General features: G+C 44.5%; 15 protein-coding genes and 1 tRNA gene. 8 read left to right on the top strand and 8 right to left on the bottom strand.

The features are described from left to right. Nucleotide 1: 1 nt before the first annotated feature. The 5 genes from lexA to hprK are packed head-to-tail and all read right to left on the bottom strand — an operon-like array spanning nt 2 to nt 5,013. Entirely contained in the window at nt 2–604 is a 603-nt protein-coding gene (lexA, locus tag ACYVRA_RS01445; protein ID WP_461250971.1) for a transcriptional repressor LexA, read from the bottom strand. 5 nt (nt 605–609) lie between these two features. Beyond that, nucleotides 610–1,998: a sigma-54-dependent transcriptional regulator gene (locus tag ACYVRA_RS01450; protein WP_461250972.1), complete on the bottom strand. Its 1,389-nt coding sequence runs from the start codon at nt 1,996–1,998 to the stop codon at nt 610–612. Nucleotides 1,999–2,019: 21 nt separating this feature from the next. Then, a complete protein-coding gene (locus ACYVRA_RS01455) occupies nt 2,020–3,741 on the bottom strand; it encodes a sensor histidine kinase (protein WP_461250973.1) in 1,722 nt (573 codons plus the stop codon). Nucleotides 3,742–3,746: 5 nt separating this feature from the next. Then, a complete protein-coding gene (locus ACYVRA_RS01460) occupies nt 3,747–4,013 on the bottom strand; it encodes an HPr family phosphocarrier protein (RefSeq protein WP_461250974.1) in 267 nt (88 codons plus the stop codon). 10 nt (nt 4,014–4,023) lie between these two features. Continuing rightward, complete coding sequence (gene hprK, locus ACYVRA_RS01465; RefSeq protein ID WP_461250975.1) at nt 4,024–5,013, bottom strand: HPr(Ser) kinase/phosphatase; 990 nt, start codon at nt 5,011–5,013, stop codon at nt 4,024–4,026. Between the two features lie 147 nt (nt 5,014–5,160). Here hprK and serC point away from each other — a divergent pair, with 147 nt between their 5' ends. From serC to ACYVRA_RS01480, 3 genes are read left to right on the top strand one after another with little or no spacing between them, the layout of a single operon-like run. Beyond that, nucleotides 5,161–6,261 carry a 3-phosphoserine/phosphohydroxythreonine transaminase gene (gene serC, locus ACYVRA_RS01470; protein WP_461250976.1) on the top strand — a complete coding sequence of 367 codons (1,101 nt, stop codon included), beginning with the start codon at nt 5,161–5,163 and terminating at the stop codon, nt 6,259–6,261. An 11-nt stretch (nt 6,262–6,272) separates the two neighbouring features. Beyond that, a complete protein-coding gene (locus ACYVRA_RS01475) occupies nt 6,273–7,433 on the top strand; it encodes a phosphoglycerate dehydrogenase (RefSeq protein ID WP_461250977.1) in 1,161 nt (386 codons plus the stop codon). Between the two features lie 11 nt (nt 7,434–7,444). Then, nucleotides 7,445–8,179, top strand: coding sequence for a transglycosylase SLT domain-containing protein (locus ACYVRA_RS01480; RefSeq protein ID WP_461250978.1), 735 nt, complete (start codon nt 7,445–7,447; stop codon nt 8,177–8,179). Nucleotides 8,180–8,381: 202 nt separating this feature from the next. Here the strand turns inward: ACYVRA_RS01480 and ACYVRA_RS01485 are convergent, their stop codons facing one another. The 3 genes from ACYVRA_RS01485 to ACYVRA_RS01495 all read right to left on the bottom strand — a co-directional run bounded on the left by ACYVRA_RS01485 (nt 8,382) and on the right by ACYVRA_RS01495 (nt 11,040). After that, the gene (locus ACYVRA_RS01485; protein ID WP_461250979.1) at nt 8,382–10,283 is read right to left on the bottom strand and encodes a cellulase family glycosylhydrolase; all 1,902 of its coding nucleotides are present in this window, start codon (nt 10,281–10,283) and stop codon (nt 8,382–8,384) included. A 19-nt stretch (nt 10,284–10,302) separates the two neighbouring features. Continuing rightward, nucleotides 10,303–10,749, bottom strand: coding sequence for a PTS sugar transporter subunit IIA (locus tag ACYVRA_RS01490; RefSeq protein ID WP_461250980.1), 447 nt, complete (start codon nt 10,747–10,749; stop codon nt 10,303–10,305). 218 nt (nt 10,750–10,967) lie between these two features. Beyond that, a tRNA-Lys gene (locus ACYVRA_RS01495) sits at nt 10,968–11,040 on the bottom strand. A 225-nt stretch (nt 11,041–11,265) separates the two neighbouring features. Between ACYVRA_RS01495 and ACYVRA_RS01500 the strand changes: the two genes are divergently transcribed. The 5 genes from ACYVRA_RS01500 to ACYVRA_RS01520 all read left to right on the top strand — a co-directional run bounded on the left by ACYVRA_RS01500 (nt 11,266) and on the right by ACYVRA_RS01520 (nt 16,364). After that, complete coding sequence (locus tag ACYVRA_RS01500) at nt 11,266–12,846, top strand: SUMF1/EgtB/PvdO family nonheme iron enzyme (protein ID WP_461250981.1); 1,581 nt, start codon at nt 11,266–11,268, stop codon at nt 12,844–12,846. A 253-nt stretch (nt 12,847–13,099) separates the two neighbouring features. Beyond that, nucleotides 13,100–13,480, top strand: coding sequence for an Rpn family recombination-promoting nuclease/putative transposase (locus tag ACYVRA_RS01505; protein WP_461250982.1), 381 nt, complete (start codon nt 13,100–13,102; stop codon nt 13,478–13,480). Next, the gene (locus tag ACYVRA_RS01510) at nt 13,477–13,725 is read left to right on the top strand and encodes a hypothetical protein (protein WP_461250983.1); all 249 of its coding nucleotides are present in this window, start codon (nt 13,477–13,479) and stop codon (nt 13,723–13,725) included. The genes ACYVRA_RS01505 and ACYVRA_RS01510 overlap by 4 nt, the downstream gene beginning before the upstream one ends. Before the next feature lie 362 nt (nt 13,726–14,087). Then, nucleotides 14,088–14,690 (top strand): hypothetical protein, encoded by a 603-nt coding sequence (locus tag ACYVRA_RS01515; protein ID WP_461250984.1) that lies wholly within the window; start codon nt 14,088–14,090, stop codon nt 14,688–14,690. Nucleotides 14,691–14,951: 261 nt separating this feature from the next. After that, nucleotides 14,952–16,364 carry a C1 family peptidase gene (locus tag ACYVRA_RS01520; RefSeq protein WP_461250985.1) on the top strand — a complete coding sequence of 471 codons (1,413 nt, stop codon included), beginning with the start codon at nt 14,952–14,954 and terminating at the stop codon, nt 16,362–16,364.

Raw genomic sequence — 16,364 nt, forward strand, 5'->3', positions numbered from 1 at the left:
GTTAATATGATCGAATTATTGTAAATAATCTGCCCAAGATTTTTACATCATGGCTGAAAATTGGCTTGTATGCCGGATTTTCCGCCTGTAACCTGATTCTGGAGCTTTCCCTGTAAAACCGCTTCAGCGTTACGGCCTCATCTATCACCGCTACGGCAATTTCGCCGTTATGGACGGTATTCTGCTTTTCAATAATCGCGGTGTCGCCTTCCAGTATGCCCACGCCGGACATTGAATCGCCCTTTACCTTAAGCGCGAAATATTTTTTATTTTTCTTTAACATGGAACGGTGAAGCAGAATATTTCCGTCAAAATTTTCCTCCGCCAGAATAGGAAGGCCTGCGGCAACTGTTCCAAGAAGGGGGATTTCCAGCAAATCCGCGTCTTCCGGCCTTGAATGGGTCAACCCCATCGTCCTCGGCCTTTTGTCCGCCTGTTTTAAATGTCCTTTTTTACGCAGAGCCGTTATGTGATCATGCGCTCCTTTTACGGAAATTTCAAAATGATCGGCAATCTCCCTTATCGTAGGAGGGTAGGAGTTTTTTTTAATATAGTTAGCGATAAAGGAAAGGACTTGTTTTTGGCGATCTGTCAACTCTTTCATAATTATTATTGCTCCCTATTTTTCGCGGTCGTAATACCGTATTTCCTGATTTTAGCGTGAAGGTTGCTCGGGTAAATTCCGATAGCCTCCGCCGTCCTTGATATTATACCATTGTTTTTTAAAAGTTGGAATTCCAAATAATATTTTTCAAAATTGTCCTTGGCTTCATTGTAATTTTGTTCCAAAATATTTGAAGCTATTGCCGCGTCCATGCTTGTTTGCGCCGTATTTACGGGCTTTTTTCCCTTTATATTGAGCAATTTTTCAATATCTTCCCCGTTTATGACATTTCCCTGGTGCATTACCGCCATTCTTTCGGCTAAATTCTTTAATTCTCTGATATTCCCCGGCCAATCATGAGCGGCAAGAAGTTCCAGAGCGTCGGGTTCCAGAGCGATTTCTTTTTTTAAAACTTTTAAAAAATGGTAAAGAAGATGTGGAATATCTTCCTTTCTTTCCCGCAGGGGAGGGGAATGGATGGGAATAACATTTAATCTGAAAAATAAATCCTGTCTGAACCGCCCCTGGTTACAGGCTTTTTCCAAATCTTGATTTGTCGCCGCTATAACGCGCACGTCGGTTTCTATTACTTTTTCCCCGCCGACGCGTTCTATTTTCTGTTCCTGAAGTACGCGCAGCACTTTTGCCTGCGCGGAAAGGCTCATGTCGCCGATTTCATCAAGGAAGAGAGTCCCGCCGTGCGCTAATTCAAACCGCCCTTTGCGCGTGGAAACGGCGTCGGTAAAAGCGCCTTTTTCATGGCCAAAGAGTTCGCTTTCTATCAGCGCCTCCGGTATTGCCGCGCAGTTTACGTCAACAAACGGATTTTCAGCCCGCGCGGAGCAGGAATGAATCGCCCTCGCGATTACTTCTTTTCCCGAACCGTTCTCTCCGGTGATTAATATTCGCGCGTCGCTTGCCGCCGCCTGTTTTACCGTCTCCCTTATTTTTCTAGCGGCGGCGCTCGTTCCGATTATATCCTCGCTCGCGAAATTATTGATTCTTTTTAAAGTTTTATTTTCTTCGCGAAGATTTTTTATCGCGAGCGCGTTTCTGCAGACTGTAAGGATTTTATCAATCGACAGCGGCTTTTCCAAAAAGTCAAAAGCGCCAAGCTTAACGGCGCGTACCGCTATATCAATGCTCGCGTGGCCTGAAATCATGATAATTTCCGTAACCGGCCATTCTTTGCGTATTTGTTCAAGCGCTTTAATGCCGCCCAGTTTTGGCAACTGCACGTCAAGGAAAACTAAATCTATTACTTCGCGTTTTAATGTTTCAATGCCGGCAAGAGCGTCTTCCGAGGTAAAGACTTTATATTTTTCATCTTCAAGGATGGAGGCGAGAGTTTTTCTGATACCGGGTTCATCATCAATGATTAATATTGACGGCATTTAATTCCTCAAGCCTGTGGCTTAAGCTGACGGCAGATCGATATAAAACGTCGTTCCTATACCTTCCGCCGAATCAAACCAGATTGTTCCGCCATGATCCGTAACAATTCGCTCGACAATGGGAAGCCCCAATCCCGTGCCAGATTCTTTAGTTGTAAAATATGGAGTAAAAATTTGACGGCCTTCCTGCGCGCCGATGCCTTTGCCCGAATCTTTGACGCTTATTCTACAATAGCAGACTTCTCTTTTTTTGACAATATCAGCGCGTATTTCAATTTCTCCGTTACCGTCCATTGAGTCAATGGAATTTATCACAAGATTTGTAATAATTTGCGAAAGACGGTGTTTATCAATTTTTATTTGTATATTTGTCTCTATATGCTCCAGATTGAATTTTACATTAGGGTAAGAGCCTGAGTACGCGTTTATTACTTCTTCTACGGGTTCTTTTAAAAAGGTAAGCGAATTAGACGGTTCCATCGGTTTTGATAATGTTCTAAATTCGTTTAACAAAACTGAAAGCCCTTCCGTTTCCTGAATAATCGCCATCATGGAACTTTCTAAAATTTCTCCTATTTCTTCCGGGTTGTTCTGCCACCTGCGAAGCACGCGCTCGGCGGAAAGTTTTATCGGCGTAAGAGGATTCTTTATCTCATGTGCAAGCTGCTGCGCCATGTTCTGCCATATTGATATTTTTTCGTTTCTTACAAGCGCTTCCCTTGTTTTTTCCAAGTCCTGAACCATCGAGTTAAAGGAACGGATTAGAACGCCAAGCTCGTCATTGCGGCTTGATAAAATCTGAAAGGAAAAATCCCCCTCGGCGACGCGTTGAATCGCTTCCGTTAATTCAGCGATAGGGCGCGTAATGCGCCTTGTGAATGAAATGGCTATAATTACAGTCATTAACAAAGTTGGAAGAAAAAACGCGGCGTAATAATAGATTAGTAATGGGCGCATATTTTTTCTTAACAGATTAACCGTCTCAAAACGCTCGGCTTGGTTGTCCAATGCGGATTTCCCATTGTCAAAATCCATGCCCAGGCTGTAATTGATAACTCTTAAGGAATTCTGCGGCATCCTTTGCACATAACGAATTGTCCCCTGATCCCTAGGTAACTCTCTTGTTACAAAGCCGGTTTCAGCGGAGGGGGGCGCCGGCAGTTTAAACTGTTCGTCGCCCGTATACGATACTTCCGCCCATTGCTCGTTTGCCAAGCGAAAAACCTGAACAGATGAAATGTCCTGCGGAAGTTTTGCTAGCGGCGCGGAACTTGAAAAATTATTCTGCCGCAGGATATTTTCAAAACGCTCCAGGTGAAGCGAATAATTTTCGGCGATAAAACTGTTTGCCGCCATGGTAGACGCGTTTGAGTCCATACTTTGCCAAAAACGCGCGATTTGGTTTAACGCGGCGCTTGTCATAAGCGTTATTGGAGCTATTGAAAAGATGACGATAACGGCGAAATAAGCCAAAAGCCTTACGCTGAATTTGCTCCCAGGGCGCTGAAAAATAAAATCCATAAGAAAGTAGAAAACGGAAATTCCAAGAAAAATTATTAATACCGCGGGAATGGTGAAAAATACGATAAGGTTAAGACGATCCGGCACTTCGCCGTTTTGAAGAATGCTTGTAAAAAATTTCCTAGAAAAAAGAAAAGTAAGAACACATAACAGAGAATAAATTAATATCAATATCCGTACTTTTAAAATTGAATATTCGGGGCGTGATTTATTGTTTTGCACGTAACTTACTCTTCCTCAAATTTCGATTCAAAGAGTTTAACCAGCGTTTCTACCGCCGTTTTTTCGTCCTCTCCTTCGGCAATAATTCTTAATTCCGTTCCGTAGGACGCGCCTAAAGTTATAATACCCATTATGGATTTGGCGTTTATCCTATCCATTCCTTTTTCTATATAAATATTCGATGAAAAATTCTTTGTCGTCTGAACTAAAAGAGCAGAAGGGCGCGCGTGAATGCCCGCTCTGTTTGATACTGTAACAACTCTTTCAGTCATTCTATTTCCCTTAAATTATATCGTCATGGCCAAAGAAGACCGATCTTGCGGCGTCGCTTTCGATCCACTTTAAAATATTTTTGTTGAATTCTTTGGCGGCATGATAACCCATGGATTTTAACCGCTCGTTCATCGCGGCTGTTTCTATGATAATTGGAATATTACGTCCCGGTTTTACGGGTATTGTCAACTTTGGTATTTTAACTCCCAATAGTTCGACCGTGTGATCTACAGCGCCAAACCTGTCGTAATCTTTATGCGCGTCCCATTCTTCCAGTTCTACAACAAGCTGGACTTCTTTTCTGTCCCTTATCGCCCTTACTCCGAACAGATGCGTAATATTGATTATTCCCGGGCCGCGAATTTCCATGTGGTGCCCGATAATTTTATTCGCGCCCGCGCCCATCAGCGTGTTTCCGTAATTGCAATTTATTTCTACCACGTCGTCGGCGACCAGCCGGTGTCCCCTGTGAATCAATTCCAGCGCCGTTTCGCTTTTTCCGACTCCTGAGTCGCCCTGTATTAAAATCCCCAAACCGTAAACTTCGACAAGCACGCCGTGGACAACCTGACGCGGCGAAAAGATACTGGAAAGGATACGCATTATTCTGGCGGAAAAATCAGCAGACCCAAAATCAGTTTGCAAGATCGGGCATTGGGAATTTTCGGCTATCTCTGAAAATTCTTTGTGCGGGCTTAGGTTATGTGTAAAAATGCAACAGGGCATCGGGAAATTGAACATCTCCTTGATTGTCTCGGTCTTGCCTTCGCTCTCCAGCCGCCTTAAAAATGCCACTTCCCCGCGCCCGAAAAGTTGAATTCTTTGATAGGCGAAATCTTCAAAAAAGCCCATAATCGCGCCCATTGGCCTATTTATGTCGGGAATGTCAATTGACCTTCCAAGCCCCTTTCTGCCCCCGATACAGCGGAGGTTTAAAGAATTGTGTTCTTTAAGATCGAGGTCTATTAGGTCAAGTACGGTAAAAACTCTGTCAGCCATATCTTAATTTTATATCAAATTCCTTTACAGTTCAATTAATACTTGCCTTTACATTGAAATACCGTGTTTTTTGCCTGTATTTAGCCCTTCTCGACATTATTTTGATTTTTTTGTATAGTAAGGTAATCTATTTATTTGGAGTTTACCATGAGAGTTTACAATTTTTCTCCGGGGCCTTCTGCCCTTCCATTGCCGGTTCTGGAAAAAGCGGCGGCTGAAATGACGGATGTGAACGGCACCGGCCAATCCGTAATGGAGATGAGCCACCGTTCCAAGGATTTTAAGCCTATTATTGATAAGGCGGAGGTACTGCTTAGGGAATTAATGTGTATTCCCGCCAATTTTAAAGTGCTTTTTTTACAGGGCGGCGCTTCGCTTCAATTTTCAATGATTCCACTTAACCTTGCGGCGGGCGATATGCCAGGACGGGGAAAGAAAGCTTCATATATTGATACTGGCATTTGGGCGGACAAGGCGGCGAAAGAAGCATCAAAATACGCCGAGGTGGAAGTAAAGGCAAGTTCCAAGGACAAGGCTTACACATACATTCCCGACGCTCCCCCTCCTTCAGCCGATGACGCTTATTATCATATAACGCTGAACAATACAATCGTAGGAACCAAGTGGGATAAGCTTCCCAATACTGGCTCCGTGCCTCTTGTTACTGACGCTTCAAGCTGCATCCTTTCAGAGCCGATTGATGTCGGCAAGTTTGGGCTGATCTACGCCGGCGCTCAGAAAAATTTAGGGCCTGCGGGAACTACTGTTGTAATTATCCGCGAAGATCTAATCAAGAAAGTGCCGGATTGGATTCCAATGATGCTCCGGTATGACATTCACGCGGCTGAAGGTTCCATGTACAATACTCCGCCATGTTATGGCATTTACATAATTATGCTTGTTTTAGAATGGCTGAAAAATTTAGGCGGCGTTGAAGCCATGGCAAAATTGAACCGTGAAAAAGCCAATCTCTTTTATGATTACCTTGACGCGTCAGATCTGTTTTATTCTCCCGTGGAAAAAGAGTACCGCAGTTTGATGAATATCCCGTTTATAACGACGGAACAGAATGAGGCGAAAAAGACCGAGCTTGAAACACGTTTTGTAAAAGAAGCGGCTGCGGCAAAACTTATTAATCTGGCGGGCCACAGGCTTGTCGGCGGCATGAGGGCGAGCATTTATAACGCCATGCCGATTGAAGGCGTAAAAGCGCTGATAAGTTTCATGGAAAAATTTGAGAAAAAATAAAAGGAATAAATATGTTTCGTGTTCAAACGTTGAATAAAATTTCTCCCTTGGGGCTTGATCTTTTCCCTCGGGATAAATATGAAGTCGCGAGCGACATTCCCAACCCCGACGCTGTATTGGTACGCAGCGCCGACATGAATGGAATGGAGATACCTTCTTCCGTGATTGCTATCGCGAGGGCGGGCGCGGGTTATAACAATATTCCCGTGCAGAAGTGCAGCGACAGCGGGGTAGTGGTCTTTAATACTCCGGGCGCCAACGCCAACGCAGTCAAAGAACTGACTCTTGCGGCGCTGCTTCTTTCATCGCGTAATATTGTCGGCGGCATTAACTGGACTATGTCTTCGGCTGACAAGGCGGATATTGCGGAACTTGTAGAAAAAGAGAAGTCTAAATTTACAGGGCCTGAAATTAAGGGAAAAACTTTAGGCGTTGTCGGCCTTGGCGCCATCGGCGTAATGGTCGCAAATGACGCGATTGCTCTGGGCATGGACGTTATCGGCTACGACCCGTATATTTCCGTAGACGCCGCGTGGAATCTTTCCCGCGAAGTAGTCCGCGCCGATACCCTAGAAAGCCTCCTTGCAAAATCAGACTACATCACTTTGCACCTTCCGCTTGGGGAGACGACCAAAGGGCTTTTAGACGCTGAAAAGTTCCGTATAATTAAAAAAGACGCGCGGATTATCAACTTTTCGCGTAACGCGCTGGTTAAAGACAAGGACATAATTGAAGCGCTTGACGCGGGAAAGATAAGCGTCTATGTTACCGATTTCCCGAATCAGGAACTTTTGGCGTGCAAGAAAGTAATCGGTATCCCCCATCTTGGCGCGTCAACTCCCGAAGCCGAAGATAATTGCGCTATTATGGCAGTTAAGCAAATTATTGACTATCTTGAAACGGGAACAATCCGCAATTCCGTGAACTTTCCCCGCTGTAAACTTGAACAACGCGCCCCAAACAGGCTGCTTGTAGTGAATAAAAATATTCCCAATATGGTAGGGCAGATAACGACAATTCTTGCCGGTTCAAATATAAATATTACCGACTTAATCAACCACCACCGTGATGATTACGCCTATAATATAATTGACACCGAGCAGCAATTATCCGCGCCCGTGCTTGACAAAATTCGTAAGGTAGACGGAATAATAAGAGTTCGCTCGATTTAAAGGTAACTTTTTTGGAGACAAGTTTTTCAAAAATAAAAGTAAAATTAATAATGCCCATGTTTACAGGGGTACTCTGTTCTTTTATTTTATGCGCGTTAATCGCGGATTATTCCGGTTATTTTAAAAAAACTGCGCCTGTTATCCCCATTATTCAAGATGATGAAGAAGATGATTATGAAGAAGAAGACTATTCCGCGCTTTTTCGCCAATCAGAAAACATTCCCGATTCTATTTTGGAGTATTATCGAAATCCCGAGTACAAAGAATGGGTAACGGAATTTTTTACCGCTATATGTTCAAACGCGGAAATCGCGCGGGCTATTCTGGACAGTTGTGATGTATTTGACATTCCGCCGGCGTTGGCCTTCGCCTTATGCTGGGAAGAAAGCCAATTTAATCCAAACGCGATAAACAAAAAAAACCGCAACGGAAGCGTAGATCGCGGTTTATTTCAATTAAACAACCAATCTTTTCCCCAGCTTGATATTTTGTCTTTCTACGATATTAATACCAACGCCCGTTACGGTGTCGGCCATCTGCGTTACTGCATGGATTCAAGCGGCAGTGAAATTTCCGCTCTTGCCATGTACAATGTCGGCACGGGAAGGGTAAGGTCAACGGGCGCTCCCGAAGTCACTCTCAATTACACAAGCCGCATTTTAGGAAACCGCCGCAAACTGGAAAATCGCTTTCTTTCAAGACTTCTTAAAGAAGAAGAAAAACGCCTTACTGGGGATTATCCCTAGTAGTCAGTAACATAAAAAACTTTACAAAGAATTATTCCCAAATTTTATCTCGCAAAGGCGCAAAGGCGCAAAGTTGTTGTTTGTAGGATCGTCATTTTTCCTTCAAGATTTGTCGTCAAAATTATATATCTTGATTAACAATGGACTTTCGGACAGTAACTTTGCGCCTTTGCGCCTCTGCGAGAGGTCTTTTTGTAAATAATTAATTTTTAAGGACTACCAGTACTTCCCCATCATAATCGCCGTTGTAAATAAGTAATTTTTGCTCTTCACGGGTTTGTTCCCATTTAAGAGTCTCTCCTTTTGGGGTGGCGATTTCTATTTTTGGCTCTTTCGCGAATAAGTACTCGGGCAGAAAAATTACAGTTGGCGCTTTAATTGAGCTTTCGGCGGTAAAATAGAAAACTATTTTTTTGCGGTTTTTGTTCCAACTGAAAAAAAGCGGCTTTCCGGCGGTTGCCATTGGGTAGGGGCGTTTCCAGCCGGAAGAGGCGCGTTCGCTGTTTTCTGAAAATATTGAAAGGTCTTCGTCGTTCCAACTGTCGCCGTATTTATTCGTGTTGCATGCCGAATAATCCCAAATTGTCGAGTGAAGAAGATTTGCGTCTACCGCGTCATAGTACATTGAAAGCGCCTGCTCGTGTGTCGAATAATCGCCTTTTTTAAAACCTCTGCGGTTGTTCAAGTCAAAGGCAAGCCCAAACTCTCCCAAAAAAGCGGGCATGTTTCCCATTTTTTCCTTTGTCCAACCGATTCCTTGAGCGAGACATTTCGCGAAATAGTCCGCTACATTTTTTCTTCCCAAAATTATTTTAAAAGTGTCCTGGTTAAACGTAAACCAAGAACGAAAACTTTTTGTAAAAAGAGCGAAGCCGTCGTACCAGTGAAACGCGTTGACTGTGTTAATAGGATCGTTCTTATCCCATGACGGATGAGATTCGGCTTTCATGCAATTAGGCAATCCCTCAATAAAGAAAAGAGATTTATCGTCAGCCTCTTTCATTGCATTGATGTATTTGACGATAAACGGTTTTAAAAAGTCATCGGCAAAGTTTACAGGCCGTCCCTGATAACTGCTAAAATGATCGGCGCGTAAAAGCCGAGGTACGCCGCCTTCTTCGCGCCACACGCCCGCTTGTTTCCAAGGGCAGGAAAAACCGTCTTTAAAAAGTGAAATCCCACGCGGGTTGAATGTCTCGTAACCGGAAACTTTTTTAAACAAAGATTCAATTTTGTAAATGGGAACTTCCACAGGAAAGCCGGAGGCTGCGCGGATTGCCTGCCACGGGCTTGGGCGCGGCCCGGCTGGGATAACCATGCTTTCAGGATTTTCAAGATTCTGATGGCCGATAAAGCCAAAGTGCGGCTCGTTCATCGAACCCCAACCTGCTATTGCGGAGCAATTTTTTAATCGGCGTTGCGCGTGTTTAAAAGCGGCAATGTACCGGTTTTGAAGCCAGTCCTGTACATTTTCACCCTCTATCCGCAAATCCCGCGCGTAAGTTTTTCCCGCGAAAAACAAGCTGAACATTGTCGCCGCCGCGTAACGGTTGTAATTGCCCGGCCATATCATTTTGGGAAATGGCTCACCGTCGGGATATTTTTTGCTCTTATGATAAAGAGCGTAACGCTGGCGCGTAATTGCCGCCGCGCAAGCATCGCAATTATCGGGATTCATTCCCAATTTTTCCAAAGTCCACACAGGAGCGCCATCGCCCCCCGTCCATCTGCTCCACACGTCCTGATGAGGATCGATAAAAACTGAAATCCCCTCTTTATCTGCTATTAATAAAATTTTTCGCAAGTACGCCAAATACGCTTCATCGTAGATTCCCGGCCCCTCATGCTCAATAGCTTCCCATGTGACAATCAGTCTTAGAAAAGTCATTCCCGCTTTTTTTAGCCGCCTAAAATGACTCTCCGCGTCTTCAAGCGGAAAAGGCCTGCCGGCAAAGGAAACATTATTTTGAGTGTTTAAAAATTCGGGTTTTATTTCGCCGCCGATTTCACAGAAAGGTATTTTTGAGTCTCCGCCAAGATTCACTCCGCGCAAGATTAAAACTCTGCCGTCGTTATCAAGAATCAGATTGTCTTTGACGTACATTGTCTTTCCCTTGCTGGGATTAATCGGCAAGTATTTCCAGCACTTCTTCGGGTGTTTTGGCTTTTATAATTTCCTCGCGTTTTTCGGCGCTTTTAAATAACAGACTGACTTCCGCAAGGAACTGCAAGTGCGGCCCTGTTTTTTCAACCGGTGATAGGGTCATTATAAAAATTCTGCAAGGCTGTTTATCCAAAGAATCAAAGTCCACAGGTTTTTCCGAAATGCCGATACAAGCGACCAAATCCTCAGAAGACGCGCATTTCCCGTGCGGAATGGCGATCCCGTGCTTCATGCCGGTGGACATTTTTTCCTCTCTGTCCATTACAGCCGCCAACGCCGCCCCTTTATCCTTAATTTTTCCCGTTCTGACAAGAATATCAAGCAATTCGTTGATTATTTCTTTCTTGGTAGAGCCTTTCAAATGAAGCTCTATCGTATCCGTGGTAATTACCGTTTTTAGATTCATGTTCTTATTTTACCTTTTAGCATGTTAAAAGTCAATGAAATTTATCGAAAGGTTTCTCACAAAGAGCACAAAGAAAGAGAAGATCACAAAGAAGAGGGGGTTGTTGTTCGTTATCTTATCGTGAAGCTCACGCATAGTCTTCGGACAAAGACCCCTGATTCCTCCTTTGTGATCTTTGTACCTTAGTGATCTTCGTGAGATCTTCTTGCGAATAAACCTGAGCCGCGCGGGATTCGAACCCCCGACCACCGCCTTAAAAGGGCGATGCTCTGCCAACTGAGCTAGCGGCCCATGACCTTTGTTTAGTCTTTGTAAAAGATATAAATTTATTAAAAAAGAATCAAGTAGGAGATAGTGAACAGTGAGCAGTGAAAAGTGAGCAGTGGGCAGTGGGCAGTGAGTAGTGAGCAGTGAGCCAGTATGTAAGATAATCTTCCAAACAACAATACTGCTCACTACTCACTTCTCACTGCTCACTATTTTATGGTATAATTTTACTTATTCGGGGAGTATACAATGAAAAAATTCGCTATTCTTATTATATTGTCATTCTTTCTTACGGCGGCTCTTTTCGCTCAGAAAAAATACGCGCTTGTCATCGGTAACGGGACGTATACTAATTTTGGCACTCTGCGTAATCCGGTAAACGACGCCAACGACGTGGCCGCCGCTTTGCAGAGCTTGGGTTGGACAGTAGACAAGGTGTTGAACGGCAGTCTTGCCCAAATGGAAAACGCGGCGATACGGCTTAAGAACCGCCTTGTTGAAGGTGGGAACACTTCATACGGCTTTTTCTTTTACGCCGGACACGGGGTGCAGATGGACGGAATAAACTATCTGATACCTGCGGACGCCAACATACCCGACCGAAACTTTTTGCGCGAGAGGGCGCTATCTGTACAAGTCATGCTTGGAATGTTAAACGACGCGAGGAACGCGCTGAACATAGTAGTTTTAGACGCCTGCCGCGATTTTCCCGTAGCATGGACAAAAAGCGCCGACCGCGGCCTTGCGGTAATTGCCGCTCCGCCCGCTGACAGCATAATCATGTACGCGACAGGAGCGGGCAAGACCGCCAGCGACGGCACTGGCAAGAACGGGTTATTTACAACCTACCTTTTAGCAAACATGAAAAACCCCGATCTTGAAGTAAACGAGGTATTCCGTCGGACAATGGGCGACGTACAGAGAGCCAGCAACAACGAACAACGCCCCGCCCTGTACACCGACTTCTCCGAAACCGCCTACCTCGGCAGCAAGCCTAAGGTGACAACGACGACAACCACACAACCGCAACAGCCTGCTACGCAACCCGCGCAAACAGTAACACCTGCCGCTCAACAACCCGCGTCCATCCCCGCCGGCATGGTACGCATACAAGGCGGAACTTTCACAATGGGCAGCCCCTCCAGTGAGCCAAGCCGTAATAGTAATGAAGGCCCACAGCATCAGGTGACGGTGAGCAGTTTCTACATGGGAAGATACGAAGTAACGCAGAAGGAATATCAGGAAGTGATGGGGACAAATCCCAGTAATTTTAAAGGGGACAATCTGCCTGTGGAACAAGTAAGCTGGTATGACGCGATAGAGTACTGCAACAAGAGGAGCCAGAAGGAGGGATTAACTCCAGCGTATACCAGAAATGGTGATAACGTAACATGGAATAAGAACGCCAACGGCTACCGTCTGCCTACGGAAGCTGAATGGGAATACGCCTGCAGGGCGGGGACGACAACGCCGTTCAGTACCGGGAACAACGTCACAACAAGTCAGGCGAATTACGATGGAAACTATCCATATAATAATAACGCGAAGGGGGAGTACAGGCAAAAAACGACGGCAGTTGGGAGTTTTTCTCCAAACGCATTGGGATTGTATGATATGCATGGGAACGTACGGGAGTGGTGCTGGGACTGGTATGGCGATTATACAAGTGGGGCGCAAACCGATCCTATGGGCGCGTCCTCTGGGTCTTACCGGGTGTTACGCGGCGGGAACTGGAACAACTACGGCATGTTCCTGCGTTCTGCGTCTCGGTACGGCAGCTACCCGTACGTCCGGTACTACGACATCGGCTTCCGGCTGGTGCGCCCCTGAGTTCTGCGTCAGCAATACAGGCGACATGCCCAAGCCGTAGCGACACGGAGTGGAGCGAAGGCGTGGGCATGGAGCGGGGAGAGTATATAGAGAGCGAAGTTTGCAAGCTAAGCGTGATATTATCAAGCGTAGCTTACTAACAACGATACTATTAACTAATCACTAACCATTAACCACTAAATGGTAAAAACCAAAACAAAAGCCATTAAAAAGCCCCCTTGTAGACGGCTTATTTCTTTTGTATACTAAAGTCATGGACTACGACATTCTACTTCCAACAAACGACTTTGTGTTCAAGCTCCTCTTTGGCGATGACCGCCATAAAAATATACTCATAGCCATGCTCAAGAGCTTTGTGAACCTGCCGGACGAAGAATTTGAGCTTGTTTTTTTGGACACCTACCTTAAACCGGAACATGAAGAAGACAAAATGGGCATTCTGGACGTAAAAGTAAGCACCAAGACCGGTAAAATTATCGACATAGAAATACAGGTAAACCCCTTAATGTATATAGGGGAACGTATTTCGTTTTACAAGTCAAGGTTGATAGTAGATCAGATAGGAAAAGGCGAGCATTACGATCAAATACAGCGGGTAATCTGCGTATGTATTAGAAAGGAGAATTTGAGATGATAGCAACGGCAAACCCTGAAATACGGAAAGCGGTAGACATCCTGTACGAGATAAGCGCGGACGAGAAAGTAAGGGCGGAGTATAACGCGCGGCAGAAAGCATGGATGGACAGGCAGTCGCAATTCGACGGCTATTATAAGAAAGGCAAAGTTGAAACTGCCAGTAACCTGAAATCGTTAGGTGTTTCTTTTGATATAATAGTTAAATCGACAGGCTTATCTCCTGAAGAAGTAGTAAAACTATAAATACGGATATACTCAGTATACGCAAAGGTAACCGTTAATACTTTTTCGATGGACACGCAAACGTACCTGCTACCTCTTTTCCCTAGTGTCGTTAGGTGACATTTGAGCGCTAGGGGTGGTATAGTGGCAGTTGATAGTCTTGTTCGTAATCTTATAATGAGGCTCAAGCTTAGCTTTCACCTCCTTTTTCCCTCTTTGTGATCTTTGTACCTTTGTGCTCTTTGTGTGAAGTTCTTGGAAAAAAATCCTTAAAAAATCTTTATTTTCAGTCAAGCAAAACGGCACTCTTGCGCCATATAGGGTATGTAGTTTTAAAAACTGTCTTGTGGCGGTCAACTACAAAACCATTTTGCGAGGTTGCTATGGAAAATGTAAACAAAAAATTTAAAAACAGCGTTTTCTCCTTCATCTTCAGTAATCCTGACGTTTTAAGAGAACTCTACTGCGCTCTGGAGGGGATAACTCTAAGCCCCAATGTTCCAGTCGTCATTAACACTCTTGAATTATTTGAGAGTACGGAGAGTTTGGGACTTTCAGAAAAAGAGTATCTCACATTGGAACTGGAAGTAAAGATAATAAACATAAACAAGGGAAAGAATGAAAAAATAGCGAGAAAGTGTAAAACCTTAGCTCAATACAGCGCGTTTATAGCAAAGGTGAGGGAGTATCAGAAAGTGGGAGCGTCTTTGAAAGATGCGGTAAAAAAGACAGTGCAATATTGTAAGAAACATGATATATTGAAAGAGTTAATGGAGAAACACGCCAAGGAGGTAATGAGTATGCTAACAACAGAATGGAATTGGGACACGGCGAAAAGAGTCTGGCAGGACGAAGCTAGGGAAGAAGGCAAAGAAGAAGGCAGGGAAGAATTCGCCCGTAATGCGCTGGTTGAAGGAGTTTCTGACGAAACTATTCAGAAGATAACAGGACTCAGCCTTGATGAAATAAAGCGATTAAAGAATTAATGAGTAGGGAAGTAGGTAGTGGATAGTTAGTGTGAGCCTCTTTCAAATAAACTTCCCATCCTCCATAACCGCCATTCTGTCGCAAAGGTACTCCACGGCATCTTTGGTACGCAGCGTAACCGACACCACTTTTCCGTAGTGCCGTTAGGCGATATTTATACGCTAGGGGCGGTGCAAAAAAAAAGAAGAGAGAAAAAAGAGAAGATAGTGCGAAAGAAAAAAGAGAAAAGAAGAAAAACAGCGTTGTAAAGGAGATTTTTTATGCGAAGCAATAAAAGGATCGTAACTCTTATACTTGCGGCGGCGCTAAGCGCCTGTGCATTGTTTGCCCAAACATTCCCAAAAGGGGCAATTCTTGATGACGACCGTTATAACAGCCTGCCGCGTAAGGCGGTTCAATTAACACGTTCATATACCGTTATACCCAAGGCATATTCGCTTAAACAGTACGCCCCGCAACCCGGAGATCAGGGTAATTACGGGACTTGCGTAGGTTGGGCAAGCGCGTATGCCGCAAGGACAATTGCGGAATCGGTATCTTTGAACCGTGTTGATTATTTTTTGGTTACAAATAACGTATTCTCCCCGATTTTTGTTTACAAAGGCTTTTATTCGCTTAAAAATATTAACCCCACGGGGCAAGAAGGCGCGGCGATTTCCGACATTCTGGAATTTATGAAGATAGAAGGCGCTGTTAAAAGAGCGGAATTTGAAAAAACAATGGCTTTCAATTTAATTACCCTTTCCATGTTTTCAAGCAGCCGCCGTTATCCTATAGGCGGATATGTAACATTATACGCCTCGCGGCGCAGCGAAACAAACAACGCGCGGACGGATATGGTTAAGAAAAGCATCTGTGAAGGCAAACCCGTGATTATCGGAATGAATTGTCCGGATTCGTTTTTTAAAGCCAAAGAAGTATGGCGGCCTTCCGACAATCCTGCGGTTAATTACGGCGGCCATGCCATGTGCGTAGTGGGGTATGACGATACAAAATACGGCGGAGCTTTTGAGATTCTGAACAGTTGGGGTACAATCTGGGGGAATAACGGCTATATATGGATTCCATATCAGGTGTTTAATGATTTTGTAAATCAAGCCTACGAGGTAATTGAAAATTTGTCGGCATATAAAGACGGCGCTGAATACTCGGGGTCTGTAAAAGTTGAGGTGGAAAATTCCAAACTGGGGATGCCTGTAACTTTTGAAGGCGGTTACTACCGTACAACCGGCTCGTATGTTTCCGGAACTAAATTCCGTTACCTGCTGGAAAACGACAAACCCGCTTATGTGTATGCTTTTGCGGGAGACAATTCGTCAAATGAAACGACGATGATATTCCCGCCTGAAGGTTATAACATATCCCCGGCGCTTGATTACAGCGAGAACGCCATTGCCATTCCCGGAGAATCACTCTGGATTTTTCTGGATCAAAAAACTGGTACGGACTATCTGGTTGTCCTATACTCAAAAGAAGCGCTTGACATTGACGTGATAACGGAGCGTTTTTCCAAAGAGAAAGGAAGTTTCCATCAGCGTGTCGCCGCCGCAGTCGGCTTAAATTATATTCCCGCGCACAATGCCCGCTATGAAACCAACGAAATGCGTTTTTCCGCAATGTCGGGAAACCCAAAAGCGGTCTTCGGGCTTTTATTGGCTATTAATCACAAATAA

This window comes from Treponema sp. R8-4-B8, assembly GCF_054786175.1.